General features: G+C 45.8%; 17 protein-coding genes and 1 tRNA gene. 9 read left to right on the forward strand and 9 right to left on the reverse strand.

What is annotated here, in order from left to right:
* Positions 1 to 21 precede the first annotated feature (21 nt).
* The 3 genes from BMX14_RS08110 to BMX14_RS08120 form a co-directional block, all read right to left on the reverse strand.
* Positions 22 to 106: transfer RNA gene (locus tag BMX14_RS08110), tRNA-Tyr, on the reverse strand.
* A 141-nt stretch (positions 107 to 247) separates the two neighbouring features.
* Complete coding sequence (purU, locus tag BMX14_RS08115; protein ID WP_092675305.1) at positions 248 to 1,096, reverse strand: formyltetrahydrofolate deformylase; 849 nt, start codon at positions 1,094 to 1,096, stop codon at positions 248 to 250.
* 48 nt (positions 1,097 to 1,144) lie between these two features.
* Positions 1,145 to 1,606: a YchJ family metal-binding protein gene (locus BMX14_RS08120; protein ID WP_230527386.1), complete on the reverse strand. Its 462-nt coding sequence runs from the start codon at positions 1,604 to 1,606 to the stop codon at positions 1,145 to 1,147.
* A 168-nt stretch (positions 1,607 to 1,774) separates the two neighbouring features.
* On the opposite strand from BMX14_RS08120, the gene BMX14_RS08125 reads away from it, so the two are divergent.
* Both BMX14_RS08125 and galU read left to right on the forward strand, forming a co-directional pair.
* Positions 1,775 to 2,788: a response regulator gene (locus tag BMX14_RS08125; RefSeq protein ID WP_092675309.1), complete on the forward strand. Its 1,014-nt coding sequence runs from the start codon at positions 1,775 to 1,777 to the stop codon at positions 2,786 to 2,788.
* Between the two features lie 132 nt (positions 2,789 to 2,920).
* Positions 2,921 to 3,820, forward strand: coding sequence for a UTP--glucose-1-phosphate uridylyltransferase GalU (gene galU / locus BMX14_RS08130; protein ID WP_092675312.1), 900 nt, complete (start codon positions 2,921 to 2,923; stop codon positions 3,818 to 3,820).
* Between the two features lie 51 nt (positions 3,821 to 3,871).
* On the opposite strand, the gene BMX14_RS08135 is transcribed toward galU, so the two are convergent.
* Entirely contained in the window at positions 3,872 to 4,279 is a 408-nt protein-coding gene (locus BMX14_RS08135; protein ID WP_092675315.1) for an H-NS family histone-like protein, read from the reverse strand.
* Positions 4,280 to 4,452: 173 nt separating this feature from the next.
* Between BMX14_RS08135 and BMX14_RS08140 the strand changes: the two genes are divergently transcribed.
* From BMX14_RS08140 to oppF, 6 genes are all read left to right on the forward strand, one after another.
* On the forward strand, positions 4,453 to 5,082 hold the full coding sequence (locus tag BMX14_RS08140) for a thymidine kinase (RefSeq protein ID WP_092675416.1): 630 nt from the start codon (positions 4,453 to 4,455) through the stop codon (positions 5,080 to 5,082).
* Between the two features lie 531 nt (positions 5,083 to 5,613).
* Positions 5,614 to 7,242: an oligopeptide ABC transporter substrate-binding protein OppA gene (oppA, locus tag BMX14_RS08145; protein ID WP_092675318.1), complete on the forward strand. Its 1,629-nt coding sequence runs from the start codon at positions 5,614 to 5,616 to the stop codon at positions 7,240 to 7,242.
* A 67-nt stretch (positions 7,243 to 7,309) separates the two neighbouring features.
* Complete coding sequence (gene oppB / locus BMX14_RS08150) at positions 7,310 to 8,230, forward strand: oligopeptide ABC transporter permease OppB (protein WP_092675320.1); 921 nt, start codon at positions 7,310 to 7,312, stop codon at positions 8,228 to 8,230.
* A gap of 13 nt (positions 8,231 to 8,243) precedes the next feature.
* Positions 8,244 to 9,152, forward strand: coding sequence for an oligopeptide ABC transporter permease OppC (oppC, locus tag BMX14_RS08155; protein WP_092675323.1), 909 nt, complete (start codon positions 8,244 to 8,246; stop codon positions 9,150 to 9,152).
* Between the two features lie 8 nt (positions 9,153 to 9,160).
* Positions 9,161 to 10,147, forward strand: a complete 987-nt coding sequence (oppD, locus tag BMX14_RS08160; RefSeq protein WP_092675325.1) for an ABC transporter ATP-binding protein — start codon at positions 9,161 to 9,163, stop codon at positions 10,145 to 10,147.
* Positions 10,144 to 11,151, forward strand: a complete 1,008-nt coding sequence (gene oppF / locus BMX14_RS08165) for a murein tripeptide/oligopeptide ABC transporter ATP binding protein OppF (RefSeq protein WP_092675328.1) — start codon at positions 10,144 to 10,146, stop codon at positions 11,149 to 11,151. The genes oppD and oppF overlap by 4 nt, the downstream gene beginning before the upstream one ends.
* Before the next feature lie 41 nt (positions 11,152 to 11,192).
* Here the strand turns inward: oppF and BMX14_RS08170 are convergent, their stop codons facing one another.
* The 3 genes from BMX14_RS08170 to BMX14_RS08180 all read right to left on the reverse strand — a co-directional run bounded on the left by BMX14_RS08170 (position 11,193) and on the right by BMX14_RS08180 (position 13,557).
* On the reverse strand, positions 11,193 to 11,516 hold the full coding sequence (locus BMX14_RS08170; protein ID WP_092675330.1) for an HI1450 family dsDNA-mimic protein: 324 nt from the start codon (positions 11,514 to 11,516) through the stop codon (positions 11,193 to 11,195).
* Positions 11,517 to 11,560: 44 nt separating this feature from the next.
* Positions 11,561 to 13,027: a cardiolipin synthase gene (gene cls / locus BMX14_RS08175; RefSeq protein ID WP_092675333.1), complete on the reverse strand. Its 1,467-nt coding sequence runs from the start codon at positions 13,025 to 13,027 to the stop codon at positions 11,561 to 11,563.
* Between the two features lie 233 nt (positions 13,028 to 13,260).
* Positions 13,261 to 13,557, reverse strand: coding sequence for a YciI family protein (locus tag BMX14_RS08180; RefSeq protein WP_092675337.1), 297 nt, complete (start codon positions 13,555 to 13,557; stop codon positions 13,261 to 13,263).
* 168 nt (positions 13,558 to 13,725) lie between these two features.
* On the opposite strand from BMX14_RS08180, the gene BMX14_RS08185 reads away from it, so the two are divergent.
* Entirely contained in the window at positions 13,726 to 14,502 is a 777-nt protein-coding gene (locus BMX14_RS08185; protein ID WP_092675340.1) for an energy transducer TonB, read from the forward strand.
* A 45-nt stretch (positions 14,503 to 14,547) separates the two neighbouring features.
* On the opposite strand, the gene yciA is transcribed toward BMX14_RS08185, so the two are convergent.
* Together yciA and BMX14_RS08195 are read right to left on the reverse strand one after the other, a co-directional pair.
* A complete protein-coding gene (yciA, locus tag BMX14_RS08190) occupies positions 14,548 to 14,964 on the reverse strand; it encodes an acyl-CoA thioester hydrolase YciA (RefSeq protein WP_092675342.1) in 417 nt (138 codons plus the stop codon).
* 37 nt (positions 14,965 to 15,001) lie between these two features.
* Positions 15,002 to 15,538 (reverse strand): septation protein A, encoded by a 537-nt coding sequence (locus BMX14_RS08195; protein WP_092675345.1) that lies wholly within the window; start codon positions 15,536 to 15,538, stop codon positions 15,002 to 15,004.
* Positions 15,539 to 15,541 lie beyond the last annotated feature (3 nt).

Here is a 15,541-nt window from a genome sequence, read left to right on the forward strand (position 1 = left end):
ATAGGCAGAAAAACTAACAAGTGGTGGTGGGAGAAGGATTCGAACCTTCGAAGTCTGTGACGGCAGATTTACAGTCTGCTCCCTTTGGCCGCTCGGGAACCCCACCTATTACTAAGCCACACCCCTTGTGTGGGTGTGGCGGCATAATACCAAACTGGGTTAACGAGTAAAGCAATAATCAACAGGATTGAATCGGTTGCTTTGTTTTTGTGCGAAAGCTGAATCAATTCTACTCAACGGAGGTTTTCTACAAAATTATTGTACGATTTCCATAAACAAATACACGTTGAGCTAATACTTTATCCACGGCACGACTGAGCACATTCTTCTCGACGTCACGTCCAGCACGGATCATCTCTTCTGCGGTATAGCTGTGATCGATATTGATCACATCTTGCATGATGATTGGACCTTCATCCAAATTATCATTAACGTAATGCGCGGTCGCCCCAATCAGTTTAACGCCACGTTCATAGGCTTGATGATAAGGCCGTGCCCCGATGAAAGCGGGTAGAAATGAGTGGTGAATATTAATAATTTGGTTAGGGAAGCGTTTAACAAACTCAGGTGTCAATACCCGCATATATTTAGCCAACACCACGTAGTCAGGCTGGTATTGCTCGATACAGTCGGCCATTTGGGTATCGTGCGCTTCACGCGTTAGGTCATCATGACTAATGTGGATAAAAGGGATATCGAAACGTTCAACCAACGATTTCAAGGTATCATGGTTGCCGATTACGGCAGCAATCTCCACATCTAATCCGCCAAAGGCGCTTTTCATTAAGAGATCGCCTAAACAGTGCGCTTCTCGGGTGACCATAATGACGATACGACGACGTCCCGCAGCATGAAGCTCACGGAGTGAACCACTCGGCAACGCACTATCGAGATCCACTAATAGTGTCGAATCGTTGAAAATCCCCTCTAATTCGGTACGCATGAAGAAACGCCCCGTGCGGTGATCAACGAATTCATTATTCTGTACGATATTCAATTCATGCTTGTAACAAATGTTAGTAATTTTAGCGATCAATCCCTTTGCATCGGGACAGATAGTACGGAGAATTTTACGTTCGATATTTTTCGCTGACATTAACGCTGATCCTGTGTTGCATCGTATTGCTGTGGCGCTGAACAAACGTTAGCGTGCACAGCATTTTTTAAATTTTTTTTGTGAGCCGCATGGACAAGTCTCATTACGGCCCGGTATTTTATGAACCCCGTCAATATAATACCAGTGATTATTTTCGCGAACAAAACGCGAGGTTTCGTAAATCCAACCGGGCTGTTGGTCACTGGTGTACCGTGCGAAGAAGGTGACGTAAGCTTCATCTACTGCACGTCCAGCATGAGTCTCACAAATCGTCAAGCCTTGCCACTGCGTATCTACACTATCTTGTTCTAATAATTGCGCTAACTCTGCATGCTGGCTGGAAGTATGCCACGTCTTAACTATGTAGGGAAAAGCGTGCAGCGCATAGGCGGTATAACGTGAGCGCATTAAGTGCTCAGCAGTCAACGCCTGAGAGTTACCCTGAATTAATGGGTAGCAACATCTTTCTAAGGGGGATAGGCTTCCACATGGACACGGTTCAGGCTGCACAATATCTTCTCTTATTAAAGGGTGGATGATGTTTAAAAGTCTTATTTCACTATTATTGAGCACCGGGTCAGGAAAGTTCAGCTATACTCACTTTTAATATCCAAAGCCGAGTAAGCCTTTTGTCTTAAAAGCCTGACCGGTCGGTAGTATAAATGAAAGTGTAGGTAGATGAGTGTGGAAAATTTTTTAACCGATAAAATTGTGGTGATCATCGATAACGATCCCGTCTGTGACGCGGTACTGGCTGAATTCTTAAACTATGCCGGTGCAAAAGTGATACAAACCGATAGCGGCGAAGAGGGGGTAGACCTTGTTGAACAACATGATGTCACACTCGTTATTTGCGGTCTTAATCTACTCGATGTTCCAGCGGTTCCCCTTATCAAACAGATTCATGCTGCGACGATTCAAACACCAATCATTGCCTTAACGGATACGCACGATGTCAATCTCGTTGCTGCAGTGATGCGGGCAGGCGTTTACGATGTTATTTTGAAGCCGTTAACCGACGTCTCTGCATTAAAAACCTTACTGGTTGAAGCCATTTATCCCGATATGTTTAGTTCTACGGTCGATCAAAGTGATAAGTTACAGGAAGAATGGAACCACCTTGTCTCCTATCCAGAAGAGTCCATCGTCTTACTCAGAAATTTACAACCTCCAGCGCATTCGAACGTCGCGGGATGCCAGGTTGGCTATCGTCAACTTAATACAAGTGAGAATAATGGGTTAATCATCGATATTGCAGAGCTATCGGATCACGAATTTGGGTTTTATATTTTTGACGCCGAGTGGGTCGGTCAGTATGGTGCGGTCGCAGCGCTTTTATTGAGAGCCTTCTTCAATGATCTTTTAAAAAAACATATCGCTTCCCAGCCCGATAATCTCCCAGCGCTCACTTCAGTGCTACATGATTTACAATCACTTTTAAAAAAATCAGGGTTAAACGGAGAATACCCAGTAGTGGTCGGGTATTTTAATCGCCTTAGAGGGCATCTTTTAGTCGTCAATAGTGGGTTATCGTGTGTCATTCACCATGGTCAACACCATACCTCTCTCATTAAAGATGTGGCACTAGGACGTTATTTCCACGATTCCACCCAGGAACAGCGCTTGTTGTTACACAGCGGAGAGTGTGAAGTATGGAATGGCCCACGCAAGTTATGGTTGCGTTTTCATTAAATAAAGTGATGAACCGTTTGAATATTTAAACTATTTCCATTTTTTCTAGATAATTCTTACTAATTGTTGTGATATTATTTAATCTCTTTAAAGGATATTTTGGTAACTCGCCAAATTAACGAGGTTTGTTTGATGTCTGCTCACGTTTCTAAAATTAGAAAAGCCGTTATTCCTGTTGCAGGATTAGGTACTAGAATGTTACCTGCGACGAAAGCTATCCCGAAAGAGATGTTACCCCTAGTTGATAAACCTTTAATTCAATATGTGGTTAACGAGTGTATTGCTGCGGGCATCAATGAAATAGTGTTAGTGACGCACTCTTCCAAAAACTCCATCGAAAACCATTTCGATACCAGCTTTGAATTAGAAGCAATGCTTGAAAAACGTGTTAAGCGTCAGCTTTTAGATGAAATTCAAAGTATTTGTCCTCCACACGTCACCATCATGCAAGTCCGTCAGGGTGAGGCTAAAGGGTTGGGTCACGCGATAATGTGCGCACATCCAGTGGTGGGCGATGAGCCATTCGCGGTAATCTTGCCTGACGTGATTATTGACGAATACGAATCCAACCCTAATAAAGACAACCTCGCAGAGATGTTAACGCGTTTCGAAGCAACAGGACGCAGCCAGATCATGGTCGAACCCGTCGAGGATGTCACTGCCTACGGCGTCGTAGACTGCCAAGGTGCGACCTTACAACCCGGTGATAGCGCGCCGATGGTTGGTGTGGTTGAGAAACCTAAGGCATCAGAATCACCGTCGAATTTAGCGGTGGTTGGCCGTTACGTACTGTCTGCGGATATCTGGCCTTTACTGGCGAAAACCCCGGCCGGCGCTGGCGGTGAAATTCAGCTGACTGACTCCATTGCAATGATGATGGAAAAAGAGACTGTTGAAGCGTATCACCTAAAAGGTGTCAGCCACGACTGTGGTAATAAACTAGGTTACATGCAGGCTTTCGTCGAGTATGGCGTGCGTCACCCTGTTTTAGGTGAAGACTTCAAGGCTTGGTTAGCGGAAAACGTTAAGTAGTTCAATGTTTTCTGAGTTATTGAAAAACCGCCAATTCTGTGGCGGTTTTTTTTAATTCTTAATCAGGAATTTATCTAAAGTATCGCCTTGATCGAGGGCCTTCTGAATAAAGGAAGGTGTTCGCCCTTGTCCGGTCCAGGTGTGATGAGTCCCCGATGAATCAGTATATTCGTATTTCGCCGATCGTTTTTCACGCATAGGTTTGGTCGATTTTACCGGCACTTCCTGCTGTACTAATTCGCTGATATCAATTCCTTCAGACAGCATCATTTCGCGGATTTTATCAACTCTTTTAGCGTGCTCAGCGTCTTGAGCGCCTTTAAATGCCTGTTCCTCACGACGTTCTTCAACGATTGCCGTAAGTTTATCCACTATATCGCAGAGCGTTTCTAAAGAAAAATTACGAGCCTCAGCACGTAAAAAACGATAATTGTTTAAAGCGAGAAGCTGATCACTCATAAGAGATCCTCATGGCACTATTTATATAAGTAATTTTAATAATATTACCTAGGGTTACCTGATTGCAACTTGTTCCCGACGCGACAGCATTTATTAGCCTTGCCGATTTAGCTAACGTGAGTCTAGATGGGGATGGTATGATCACGCTTTCAATTATCGATGAGAAATATTTTGTGGCACAGCTCTACTTTTACTATTCTGCGATGAACGCAGGAAAATCGACGTCTCTTTTGCAGTCCTCTTACAATTACCATGAGAGAGGGATGCACACGCTGATTTTCACTGCAGAGATTGATGATCGATATGGTAAGGGGCGAGTCGCGTCGAGAATAGGCTTATCCAGCAGTGCCGAACTGTTTAGTCAACACACTGATCTCTTCCGTGAGATCAAACACGCTAATGATGCGCAAGAGCTCCATTGTATTCTGCTTGACGAGTCGCAGTTTTTAACGCGAGAGCAGGTGAAACAATTAACTTATGTCACTGACCATTTGAATATCCCGGTATTATGCTATGGCCTGCGCACTGACTTTAGGGGCGAGTTATTTGAAGGAAGTTTATATTTACTCGCCTGGGCAGATAAGCTTATAGAATTAAAAACCGTGTGTCATTGCGGACGTAAGGCTAATATGGTGTTGCGGTTGGATGCGGAAGGACGTCCCTTTCATGATGGCGCTCAAGTGGTTATTGGTGGCAACGATAAATATATCTCAGTATGCAGAAAACATTATTGGCAGGCGATTGAACAAGACTGTCAACACGCCATTTTCGGTCAAGGTGCAAAAAATTCTTCAGATCGTTAACACCGCTTTAACCAGATCGATGCAACGCGACCTTTAGCTGCACTTTAGTAGTGCTCAACAGTTATTTAATCATTAATTAGCACCAATTTAGTGCATCGCTTTACAGTGAATCACCTTTCTGGTGCGTAAATTCATTTTGTTAATAATAGGGTCGTTTATATCCACGATCCTGATACATTTTTTCCTGTTAATTCAAACACTCTAGTAAACTATAGAGCTGTTTTCCGCTATCTCGACATCATAAGAAAATACTAATCTTTGGCATAAAAATTGCTTTCAGATATTTATAGGGAAAAAACCCTATCATGTAGTCGATGCTTTTATAAGAAAAAGTATTAATAGTGAACAATCGGGTGATTATCAGTGAGATTTATCACATAGCGTTCACAACAGACTATCAATTTGACCCATTAATGCGTAAAAAATTGTCAAGTGTCTGTAATGCTAATGAAAGAAGTCCGTAATTGGACAGACAGGATTCGCCGTCGGGGAAAACCCTATAACAATAATGAAAGTGTGTGGAGTCATAATATGAAATTGACTAAAAACGTGATCGCTACAGCCGTGTTGTTGGCGTTATCTACTGGTCAAGCGGCAGTCGCCGCACAAGTTCCAGCAGGGGTACAACTCGCCGACAACCAGACACTGGTCAAGGGCAATGGTGGGGAAGTACAGTCACTCGACCCGCATAAGATCGAAGGTGTCCCTGAAAGTAATGTCAGCCACGACCTGTTCGAAGGGTTAGCCATCTCCAATAACCAAGGACAAGTGATCCCGGGCGTGGCAGAGAGTTGGGAACAAAAGGATAATAAAGTGTGGACCTTCCACTTGCGAAACGATGCTAAGTGGTCGAACGGTGAACCCGTTACTGCACAAGACTTTGTCTACAGCTGGCAACGTTTAGCCGAGCCGAAAACCGCTTCGCCTTATGCGAGTTTCTTACAATATGGTCATGTCGATAATATCGATGCGATCATCGCCGGTAAATTATCGCCGGAAAAACTAGGCGTGAAGGCATTAGACGCGCACACGCTGCAGGTTACCCTCTCGGAAGCGATCCCTTATTTCTATAAATTAACAATTTATGCGGCGATGTCCCCAGTCTACGCGCCAGCGATCAAAGCTTACGGCGACCAATGGACATCTCCTGCTCACTGGGTGAGTAATGGGGCATACAGCTTAGCCAGCCATACGGTAAATGAAAGTATCGTGGTCGTCCGTAATAAACATTATTGGGATAATGCGCATACGGTGATTAATAAAGTGACCTTCTTACCGATCTCATCAGAAGTCACGGACGTAAACCGTTATTTCTCTGATAACGGCAGTGATATGACGTATAACAACTTACCGATTGAGCTGTTCAAAAAGTTACAGAAAAACAATCCTAAAGAGCTCCACGTCGATCCCTACCTCTGCACTTACTATTACGAAGTCAATAATAAGAAAGCACCTTTTAATGATGTCAAAGTCAGAACGGCTCTTAAGCTAGGAGTAGATCGCGACATTATCGTTAATAAAGTGTTAGCACAGGGCCAAACACCGGCTTATAGCTTTACCAATCCGGCTACCGATGGGATTCAAATCGATAAGCCAGAGTGGTTCTCTTGGAGCCAAGAGAAACGTAATGAAGAAGCCAAAAAGCTATTACAAGAGGCGGGATATGGTCCTAACCATCCTCTACAATTTTCACTACTGTATAACACTTCCGATCTGCATAAAAAACTCGCCATTGCGGCGGCAGCAATCTGGAAGAAAAATATTGGTGTCAACGTGACACTGGTGAACCAAGAGTGGAAAACTTACATTGATTCTCGTCACCAAGGGAGTTTTGATGTTGCGCGTGCGGGCTGGTGTGCGGACTATAATGAACCGAGTTCATTCCTCAATTCGATGCTATCCAATAGTTCAAATAATACCTCATTCTTTAAAGATGCCAACTTTGATAACGAGATTGCCAAGAGCGTTAAAGCGTCAGATGAGGCCGGCAGAAGTGCTGCATATCGTCAAGCTGAGAAAATATTGGATCAACAATCGGCGGATATCCCCGTGTTCTATTATGCTAACACGCGTTTAGTTAAACCTTATGTCGGGGGCTACACCGGCAAAGATCCTCTCGATAATGTTTATGATAAAGACCTCTATATTATTAAGCACTAATTTTACAGGCACTCCCGGCGTAAAAGCGCCGGGTTAACTCGTTTACGTAAGCCTGATAGGTGAAGCAATGTTGACATTTATTTTCCGTCGGTGTGTTGAAGCCATTCCGACCCTGTTTATTCTTATTACGATCTCTTTCTTTATGATGCGTTTGGCACCCGGTAGTCCCTTTACCAGTGAACGCAGCCTATCTCCGGAAGTGATGGCAAATATTGAAGCCAAATATCATCTGAATGAGCCCATCGGCCAGCAATACTTCAATTATCTTGTCCAACTCGCCCATGGCGACTTCGGTCCCTCATTTAAATACAAAGACTACTCCGTTAACTATTTAGTGGGCCAAGCTTTCCCTGTCTCGGCCAAACTTGGGCTGATCGCCTTTATCTTTGCGTTGGTGGTAGGGGTGAGTGCCGGGATTTTTGCCGCGTTAAAACAAAATAGTTGGCTGGATTATACCGTGATGGGCATCGCCATGACGGGGGTCGTGATACCGAGCTTTGTGGTCGCGCCCTTACTGGTGATGCTGTTTGCCATATCCTTAAAATGGCTTCCGGGCGGTGGCTGGAACGGTGGTCAGTGGCAGTATGTGTTATTACCCATGCTGGCACTCTCACTGGCCTATATCGCCAGTATTGCGCGGATTATGCGCGGTTCGATGATCGAGGTCATGCACTCTAACTATATTCGTACCGCGAGGGCGAAAGGTCTCCCTGTTTACCGAATCGTCATTTGTCATGCCTTACGTCCGGCGTTATTACCGGTTATCTCCTATATGGGACCCGCCTTTGTTGGCATCATTACAGGGTCAATGGTGATTGAGTCAATCTTTGGTCTTCCCGGTATTGGACAGCTTTTTGTTAATGGGGCGTTGAATCGCGACTACTCATTGGTCATGAGCTTGACGATTTTAGTCGGTGTATTAACCATAGTTTTTAATGCGATTGTCGACGTGCTGTATGCCGTTATCGATCCTAAAATTCGTTATTAAGCTGGAGACCCGCATGTTAGCAAGTAAAAAAAAGAGTCAGGCGGTCGAAGCTTTTACTGAGCAACTCGATATTGAAGGGCGTAGTTTATGGCAAGATGCTCGTCGACGTTTTATTCATAACCGTGCAGCGCTAATCAGTTTGATTGTGTTGCTGTGTATCGTCATGTTCGTTATATTCGCGCCACTGTTATCCTCCTTTGCCTACGACGATACCGATTGGTCGATGATGTCAGCCGCACCCGATATGGCGTCTAAACACTACTTTGGTACCGACTCATCAGGTCGTGATTTATTGGTCCGCGTCGCGATTGGTGGCAGGATTTCATTAATGGTCGGCGTCGCGTCGGCAATCATCGCGGTAATCGTTGGGACCTTTTACGGTTCGTTAGCCGGTTATCTCGGTGGAAAAGTCGATGCCGTAATGATGCGTATCTTGGAGATCCTTAATTCCTTTCCTTTTATGTTCTTTGTTATTTTGCTGGTCACCTTTTTTGGTCGCAATATTCTCCTGATCTTTGTTGCGATAGGGATGGTGTCGTGGCTCGATATGGCGCGGATTGTACGCGGACAAACCCTAGGACTTAAGCGCAAAGAGTTTATCGAAGCCGCACAAGTCGGTGGGGTATCCACTGTAAAGATTGTGATCCGTCACATTGTGCCAAACGTATTGGGTGTCGTGGTGGTGTACGCTTCGTTATTGGTGCCGAGTATGATTTTATTCGAATCCTTTCTAAGCTTTCTAGGCCTAGGTACCCAAGAGCCGCTAAGTAGTTGGGGAGCGTTACTCAGTGATGGGGCCAACTCGATGGAAGTTTCTCCTTGGTTGCTGCTGTTCCCGGCGGGATTCTTAGTTGTCACACTGTTTTGTTTTAACTTTATCGGCGATGGCTTACGCGATGCGCTTGATCCTAAAGACCGCTAGGAGGGACGATGACTTCATTAACACAGCACCCATTACTGCTTGATGTCAAAGATTTACGCGTCACTTTTAGTACGCATGATGGCGATGTCACTGCCGTCAATGATCTGAATTTCTCCCTTAAGCCGGGAGAAACACTTGGCATAGTCGGCGAATCAGGTTCCGGAAAGTCACAAACTGCTTTTGCACTGATGGGATTATTGGCAAAGAATGGTCGTATTGGCGGGTCTGCCCGCTTCAATGGCCAAGAGATCCTCAATCTTCCTGAAGCCCAGTTAAATCGACTACGCGCTGAAGAAGTGGCAATGATTTTCCAAGATCCGATGACCTCTCTGAATCCTTACATGAAAGTGGGTGACCAACTTATCGAAGTGCTTCGGCTTCATAAAGGAATGAGTAAGAAAGAGGCATTTAAGCACTCTCTACAGATGTTAGACGCAGTCAAAATGCCGGAAGCGCAGAAGAGGATGGCCATGTATCCGCATGAGTTCTCGGGGGGTATGCGTCAACGGGTGATGATCGCCATGGCGCTGCTTTGCCAGCCAAAGTTATTAATTGCTGATGAGCCGACTACCGCACTGGATGTGACCGTTCAAGCGCAGATCATGACGTTATTGAACGAGCTTAAACACGAGTTTAATACCGCTATTATCATGATTACCCATGATTTAGGGGTAGTCGCCGGGATCTGCGACAAAGTCTTGGTCATGTATGCTGGTCGGACAATGGAGTATGGCAGCGCGCGAGATATCTTTTATCAACCCGTGCATCCGTATTCACAAGGTTTACTCAGTGCCGTACCTCGCTTAGACAGTGATGAAGATAGCTTACTGACCATACCAGGTAATCCCCCGAATTTATTACGTCTTCCCAGTGGTTGTCCTTTCCAACCACGATGTGCATATGCTACCGAGATCTGCAGCCAATCGCCGCAACTCGAGACTTTTGCAGCAGGGCGTCTACGCGCTTGCCACCACCCTCTGGAGGTCGCACGATGAACGATATCGCGCTAAAAGATAGAAAAGTTTTACTCGAGATTGCTGACTTACGTGTCCATTTTGATATCAAAGAGGGTAAGCAGTGGTTTTGGCAACCGAAGAAGAGCTTAAAGGCGGTCGATGGCGTAAGTTTACGGCTCTACGAGGGAGAAACCTTAGGCGTGGTCGGTGAGTCCGGTTGCGGTAAATCGACACTCGCCCGCGCGATTATTGGTTTGGTTAAAGCAAAGGGCGGACGTGTCACGTGGTTGGGGCGCGATCTGTTAGGGCAAGATGATAAAGCTTGGCGGGACGCTCGTACCGATATCCAAATGATTTTCCAAGACCCGCTTGCTTCACTGAATCCGCGCATGACAGTGGGCGATATTATTGCGGAGCCGTTAAAAACCTATTATCCAAAGATGGCGAAGCGTGAAGTCAGCGAGAAAGTTCGAGCGATGATGATGAAGGTAGGGCTGCTGCCTAATCTGATTAACCGTTATCCTCATGAGTTTTCTGGCGGGCAATGCCAGCGTATTGGCATTGCACGAGCACTGATCTTGGAGCCGAAATTAGTGATTTGTGATGAACCGGTCTCTGCACTGGACGTTTCAATCCAAGCTCAAGTGGTGAATTTGCTGCAGAAACTGCAACGGGAAATGGGGCTGTCGCTTATTTTTATCGCGCATGATTTAGCGGTGGTAAAACATATTTCTGACCGGGTGTTGGTGATGTACTTGGGGCATGCGGTAGAGTTGGGCACTTACGATCAAGTCTATCACCAACCGCTACATCCTTACACGCAAGCCTTGATGTCGGCCGTCCCAATTCCTGACCCGGATAAAGAGCTCACTAAACAGGTGCAGTTACTTGAGGGAGAACTTCCTTCGCCAATCGATCCGCCCTCTGGCTGTGTCTTCCGCACTCGCTGTCCGCAAGCGGTGGCGGAGTGTGCTAAGACTAAACCGGTACTAGAAGGTAACTTCAGTCATGCTGTGTCGTGTTTGAAAGTCGACCCACTTTAACTCAAAACACCCTCGTGTAAGCGAGGGCGTTTAAGTGCGACTTACTCTCGCCACAAGATGTGGCAGAGTTTATGGTCTTTTTCTCTGCACAGTAGGATACGAGCAAAAATATCGGTAACAGGGGCGTCTTCATCTTCTCCCAATCCAATCACCACTTCAGCGAAGAAGTCTGGATTCAAGTCAAAATCAACATGCTCTTCCCAATCTGCCGAGGGGTCGTGAAGTTCTGCACCGCCTCGCGATTCAAACTGCAGATTGAAAAGAATCGTGTCTGCAGGGTCTAAATTATCGGCGGCCAGCTCCAAGAAAATATCATAGGCTTGTTCAAGTGTTTCATCTTCGGTAAGGCGATTAGTTAAGTCCATAAGTAACCTAGTTATCTTCAATGGGGAATGCGAATTAGGCTGTTTTACAATAACGGACTTAAGAAGTAAAACAATCGTTCAGCAATTCGTTTCCAGTAAGCGCGGTGTAACCACTTTTCTCTGGATAAGAGGGTCGAACGGGCGATATAGTCACGCTGGACACAATCTAGATCATTACCGAAGTCGGCATCGTCGATGACTAAGGTAATTTCAAAATTCAACCACAAGCTGCGCATATCCAAGTTAACGGTACCAATAAGGCTGAGTTCACCGTCTATCAATACGCTTTTGGTGTGCAGGAGATCCTCTTCAAAGAGATAGATATTGACCCCTGCATCGAGTAACTCCGTAAAAAAGGCCCGGCTTGCCCAGCCAACCAGTAAAGAGTCATTCTTTCTTGGCACAATTAAACTGACGTCAACGCCACGCAGAGCGGCAGTACAGATGGCGTGTAATAGATCATCGCTAGGAACAAAATAAGGGGTGGTCATTATCAAGCTTTTGCGGGAGGCATAGATGGCGGTCAACAACGCTTGATGAATAAGATCCTCAGGAAACCCTGGGCCGGAAGCAATAACATGAATCGTGTGCCCAGAAGACTGTTCGAATGGCATACTGACACGTTCTGGTAACGGAGGAAGGACTCTTTCACCCGTTTCAATCTCCCAGTCGCAAGAGTAAACAATCCCCAACGTTGTGGCAACCGGTCCTTCCATGCGAGCCATTAAGTCGACCCATTGGCCGACCCCCGCATCTTGCTTGAAGAAACGTGGGTCCACCATATTCATACTGCCAGTGTAGGCAATAGCATTATCGATGAGAACGATTTTTCTGTGCTGGCGTAAGTCTAAGCGACGAAGAAAAAAACGGAAAATATTGACAGGGAGTGCCTGAACGACTTCGATTCCTGCATGACGCATTCTTTCAGGCCAAGTACTCTTGAAAAACTGACGGCTACCGGCACAGTCAAGCAGTACGCGGCAGGTGACACCGCGACGGGCAGCACTGATCAGGGCATTGGCAACATTATCGCTTTTTCCTCCAGGTTGCCAAATATAGAAAACCATCTCAATGGTGTGATGAGCAAGGTTAATATCACGAATTAGCGCAGTCATGACATCTTGTGCGCTGGTGAGAAGTTGCAACTGATTACCTTTGACCCCAGGAATACCTTGGCGGTTTTCACAAAGATTGAACAGGCTGCTGGCAACATCGCTGGTGTGCGTCGCAAATATATGCTGGCAACTTTTCAAGTCTTGAAGCCATTGCGCAGTGGCTGGCCACATACTGCGCGCGCGCTCTGCGCGACGCCTGCCAAGGTATAATTCACCAAAGGCGATATAGGCAATCACCCCTAATAGAGGGAGGAAAAAGATGATGAGCAACCAGACCATGGAGGAAGAGACCGTTCGGCGCTTTACCAGGATTCTGATGGTAACAGTAGCAATTAATAGCCAGTAGCCAAAGAGAATGACACCATTTACTACGCCATAAAAAGTCGCTGAGGTCATAGGCTGAATCGAATTCCCAAATGAAGTTGAGTGTAGTGTACGTGGTGTATAAGGAATGTAAACCAATTCCGGATTTTTACAATCAACCCGAATTATGCAAAGAAAGCGCTATGAAAAGGGGGATTTACCGTGAGATGAAGGCTGCAATAGGTGACCGAATGAGGAATACTGTGGTGTGAAGGATAAGCGGAGAGGGTAGTCGTTCGTCTCCGCTATAAAGGAGCGTTAATGCATTAAAAAACGCGTTTAAACGGTCGTACAGTAACGGTTTGGTAAATACCTGCCGCAACGTAAGGATCGTCATTAGCCCACGTTTGTGCCTCGTCTAAAGATGAAAATTCGGCAATAATCACGGAGCCTGAAAAGCCAGCATGACCAGGCTCTTCACTATCGGCGATCGGCATGGGACCTGCGGTCAGGAGACGGTCTTCATCTTTTAAAATCTGTAAGCGAGCCAGATGGGCTGCTCGCACACTAAGACGCTTTTCTAATGAATCTTTATTATCTTCCGCGTAAATGACGTAAAGCACAGGAATACCTTTGTAGGTAGGGTAAAAGATGAAAGTTACTGCAATATGACGCAGGGTGCAATTAAAAAGCAGAGGAGATTAAATTTCTTTAGCTGTAATGAAAACAGCATTGAAACTGATTGCTATTTGCATTTAGAATGGCGGTAATACATTGAGCGAAAGAATACTATGAGCAGTCTAACCGAAGAGTTACCTAAACGTGGATCGATTGCGACAATCGTCTCTATTGCATTGCATGGTGCAGTGATTGCAGGATTGCTGTACGCCTCGATGAACCGTGAATTTCAGCTCCCCCCGCCACAGCAGGCAATTAACGTCTCCTTGGTGTCGCCTGAAGTTCAACCTGAGCTTGCCGCGAAAAGTGCCCCTACGGCCCCACAACCGATGACGACTGCGGAACAAACACCGACGCCACAAGTCGAGCAGCCTCCAGTCGAACAGAAAGTTGAAATACCTGTAGAAAAGCCTAAGCCTAAGCCGGTGAAGAAAGTGCTCCCTAAGCCGGTCCAGCACGAAAAACCCAAACCAGTGGTGCACAAGCCGGTGGAAAAGCCGGTCGAACATAAAGCGCCACCTGCACAAGACAATCCGTTTAATCAACAGAATACCCAGCCCCAAACACGTGCACAAACCGCCCCACAAAAATCGACTGACCAGCATAAAAGCGTGTCAGACGGTAAGCCACAACGTTTAGCGACGGTTAATCCCGCGTATCCCGCGCGCGCCTTGGCGTTGCACGTAGAAGGTCGAGTTCGGGTTAAGTTTGATGTTGATGCCAGTGGCGCAGTCGATAATATTGAGATTGTCTCGGCTGAGCCAAGAGGGATGTTTGATCGAGAAGTCAGAAATGCAATCAAACGCTGGCGTTATGCACCCGGTCATCCCGCACAAGGCCAAGCGTTCAATATTATCTTTAGAATTGACGGTAGTTCGTCAATCGAGTGATGAGAGAAAGCGTGAAGGTGACTTCACGCTTTCGTTTGGGCAGGCTTAGCGAGGGAGCCCTTGCGCATGCTCGGGAAGCGAACGTGGCTTACCTTGTTCATCGACCGCTACATAGATAAAGACAGCCTCAGTCGTACAATAACGTTGTCCAATCGGCTCAGAAGACACCTTCTTAATCCATACTTCTACATTAATCGTGATTGAACTATTACCTGTTTTAATACAGCTAGCATAACAGCTGACGACATCCCCTACAGCGACCGGCTTAAGGAAGGTCATACCATCGACACGCACGGTCACAACGCGGCCTTCCGCAATCTCCTTTGCCAGTATCGCTCCCCCCATATCCATCTGTGACATGACCCAACCGCCAAAAATATCGCCATTGGCGTTGGTATCGGCTGGCATGGCTAGGGTACGTAATACCATCTCACCTTGCGGACTTCGTGTAACATCGCTCATGACATTGCTCCACACTAAAGTTATTTATAATTTATTGTTATTTATCGGTCTGTGGCATATGACGCCAAATAAAAAGCCCATTCACTAAGGTGAAAACAACCGTCAGGAGAGTTAATCCAAACATTTTAAAGTTAACCCATACCGGTTCGGGTTGCCAGAAAGCGACATAGACATTCAGTAAACCACAGAAGATGAAAAACACAACCCAAGCATAAGTCAGTTTACGCCAAAGGCTATCGGGGAGTTGAACCTCTTTCCCTAACATCGACTGGATAATGGGTTTCTTCATAAAAAACTGGCTATAAAGTAGGGCTAATGCAAAGAAGCCATAAATAGCCGTCACTTTCCATTTAATAAACTCGTTATTATGGAAAATAAGCGTCAGTGAACCGAAAAGCGTCACTAAGATAAATGTGACCCACGTCATTTTCTCGATTTTACGATAGATAAACCAGGTTGCGATCAGCGCTAGCGCCGAAGCGATAATCAACGCTCCTGAAGCCACGAAGATATCGTAAAGCTTATAACAGATATAAAAAGCGACTAAAGGTAAGAAATCGAGCAACTGTTTCATTTT

It is taken from the genome of Rosenbergiella nectarea (genome assembly GCF_900111105.1).
GTDB lineage: Bacteria > Pseudomonadota > Gammaproteobacteria > Enterobacterales > Enterobacteriaceae > Rosenbergiella > Rosenbergiella nectarea.

Excerpts from the sequence above, each read along its gene's own strand:
- BMX14_RS08170 (WP_092675330.1), bottom strand. The coding sequence starts at position 11,516 with ATGGACTTAACTAATCGCCTTACCGAAGATGAAACACTTGAACAAGCC.
- galU (WP_092675312.1), top strand. The coding sequence starts at position 2,921 with ATGTCTGCTCACGTTTCTAAAATTAGAAAAGCCGTTATTCCTGTTGCA.
- oppB (WP_092675320.1), top strand. The coding sequence starts at position 7,310 with ATGTTGACATTTATTTTCCGTCGGTGTGTTGAAGCCATTCCGACCCTG.
- oppC (WP_092675323.1), top strand. The coding sequence starts at position 8,244 with ATGTTAGCAAGTAAAAAAAAGAGTCAGGCGGTCGAAGCTTTTACTGAG.
- BMX14_RS08195 (WP_092675345.1), bottom strand. The coding sequence starts at position 15,538 with ATGAAACAGTTGCTCGATTTCTTACCTTTAGTCGCTTTTTATATCTGT.
- BMX14_RS08125 (WP_092675309.1), top strand. The coding sequence starts at position 1,775 with ATGAGTGTGGAAAATTTTTTAACCGATAAAATTGTGGTGATCATCGAT.
- oppF (WP_092675328.1), top strand. The coding sequence starts at position 10,144 with ATGAACGATATCGCGCTAAAAGATAGAAAAGTTTTACTCGAGATTGCT.
- cls (WP_092675333.1), bottom strand. The coding sequence starts at position 13,027 with ATGACCTCAGCGACTTTTTATGGCGTAGTAAATGGTGTCATTCTCTTT.
- BMX14_RS08135 (WP_092675315.1), bottom strand. The coding sequence starts at position 4,279 with ATGAGTGATCAGCTTCTCGCTTTAAACAATTATCGTTTTTTACGTGCT.
- oppD (WP_092675325.1), top strand. The coding sequence starts at position 9,161 with ATGACTTCATTAACACAGCACCCATTACTGCTTGATGTCAAAGATTTA.
- oppA (WP_092675318.1), top strand. The coding sequence starts at position 5,614 with ATGAAATTGACTAAAAACGTGATCGCTACAGCCGTGTTGTTGGCGTTA.
- yciA (WP_092675342.1), bottom strand. The coding sequence starts at position 14,964 with ATGAGCGATGTTACACGAAGTCCGCAAGGTGAGATGGTATTACGTACC.
- purU (WP_092675305.1), bottom strand. The coding sequence starts at position 1,096 with ATGTCAGCGAAAAATATCGAACGTAAAATTCTCCGTACTATCTGTCCC.
- BMX14_RS08185 (WP_092675340.1), top strand. The coding sequence starts at position 13,726 with ATGAGCAGTCTAACCGAAGAGTTACCTAAACGTGGATCGATTGCGACA.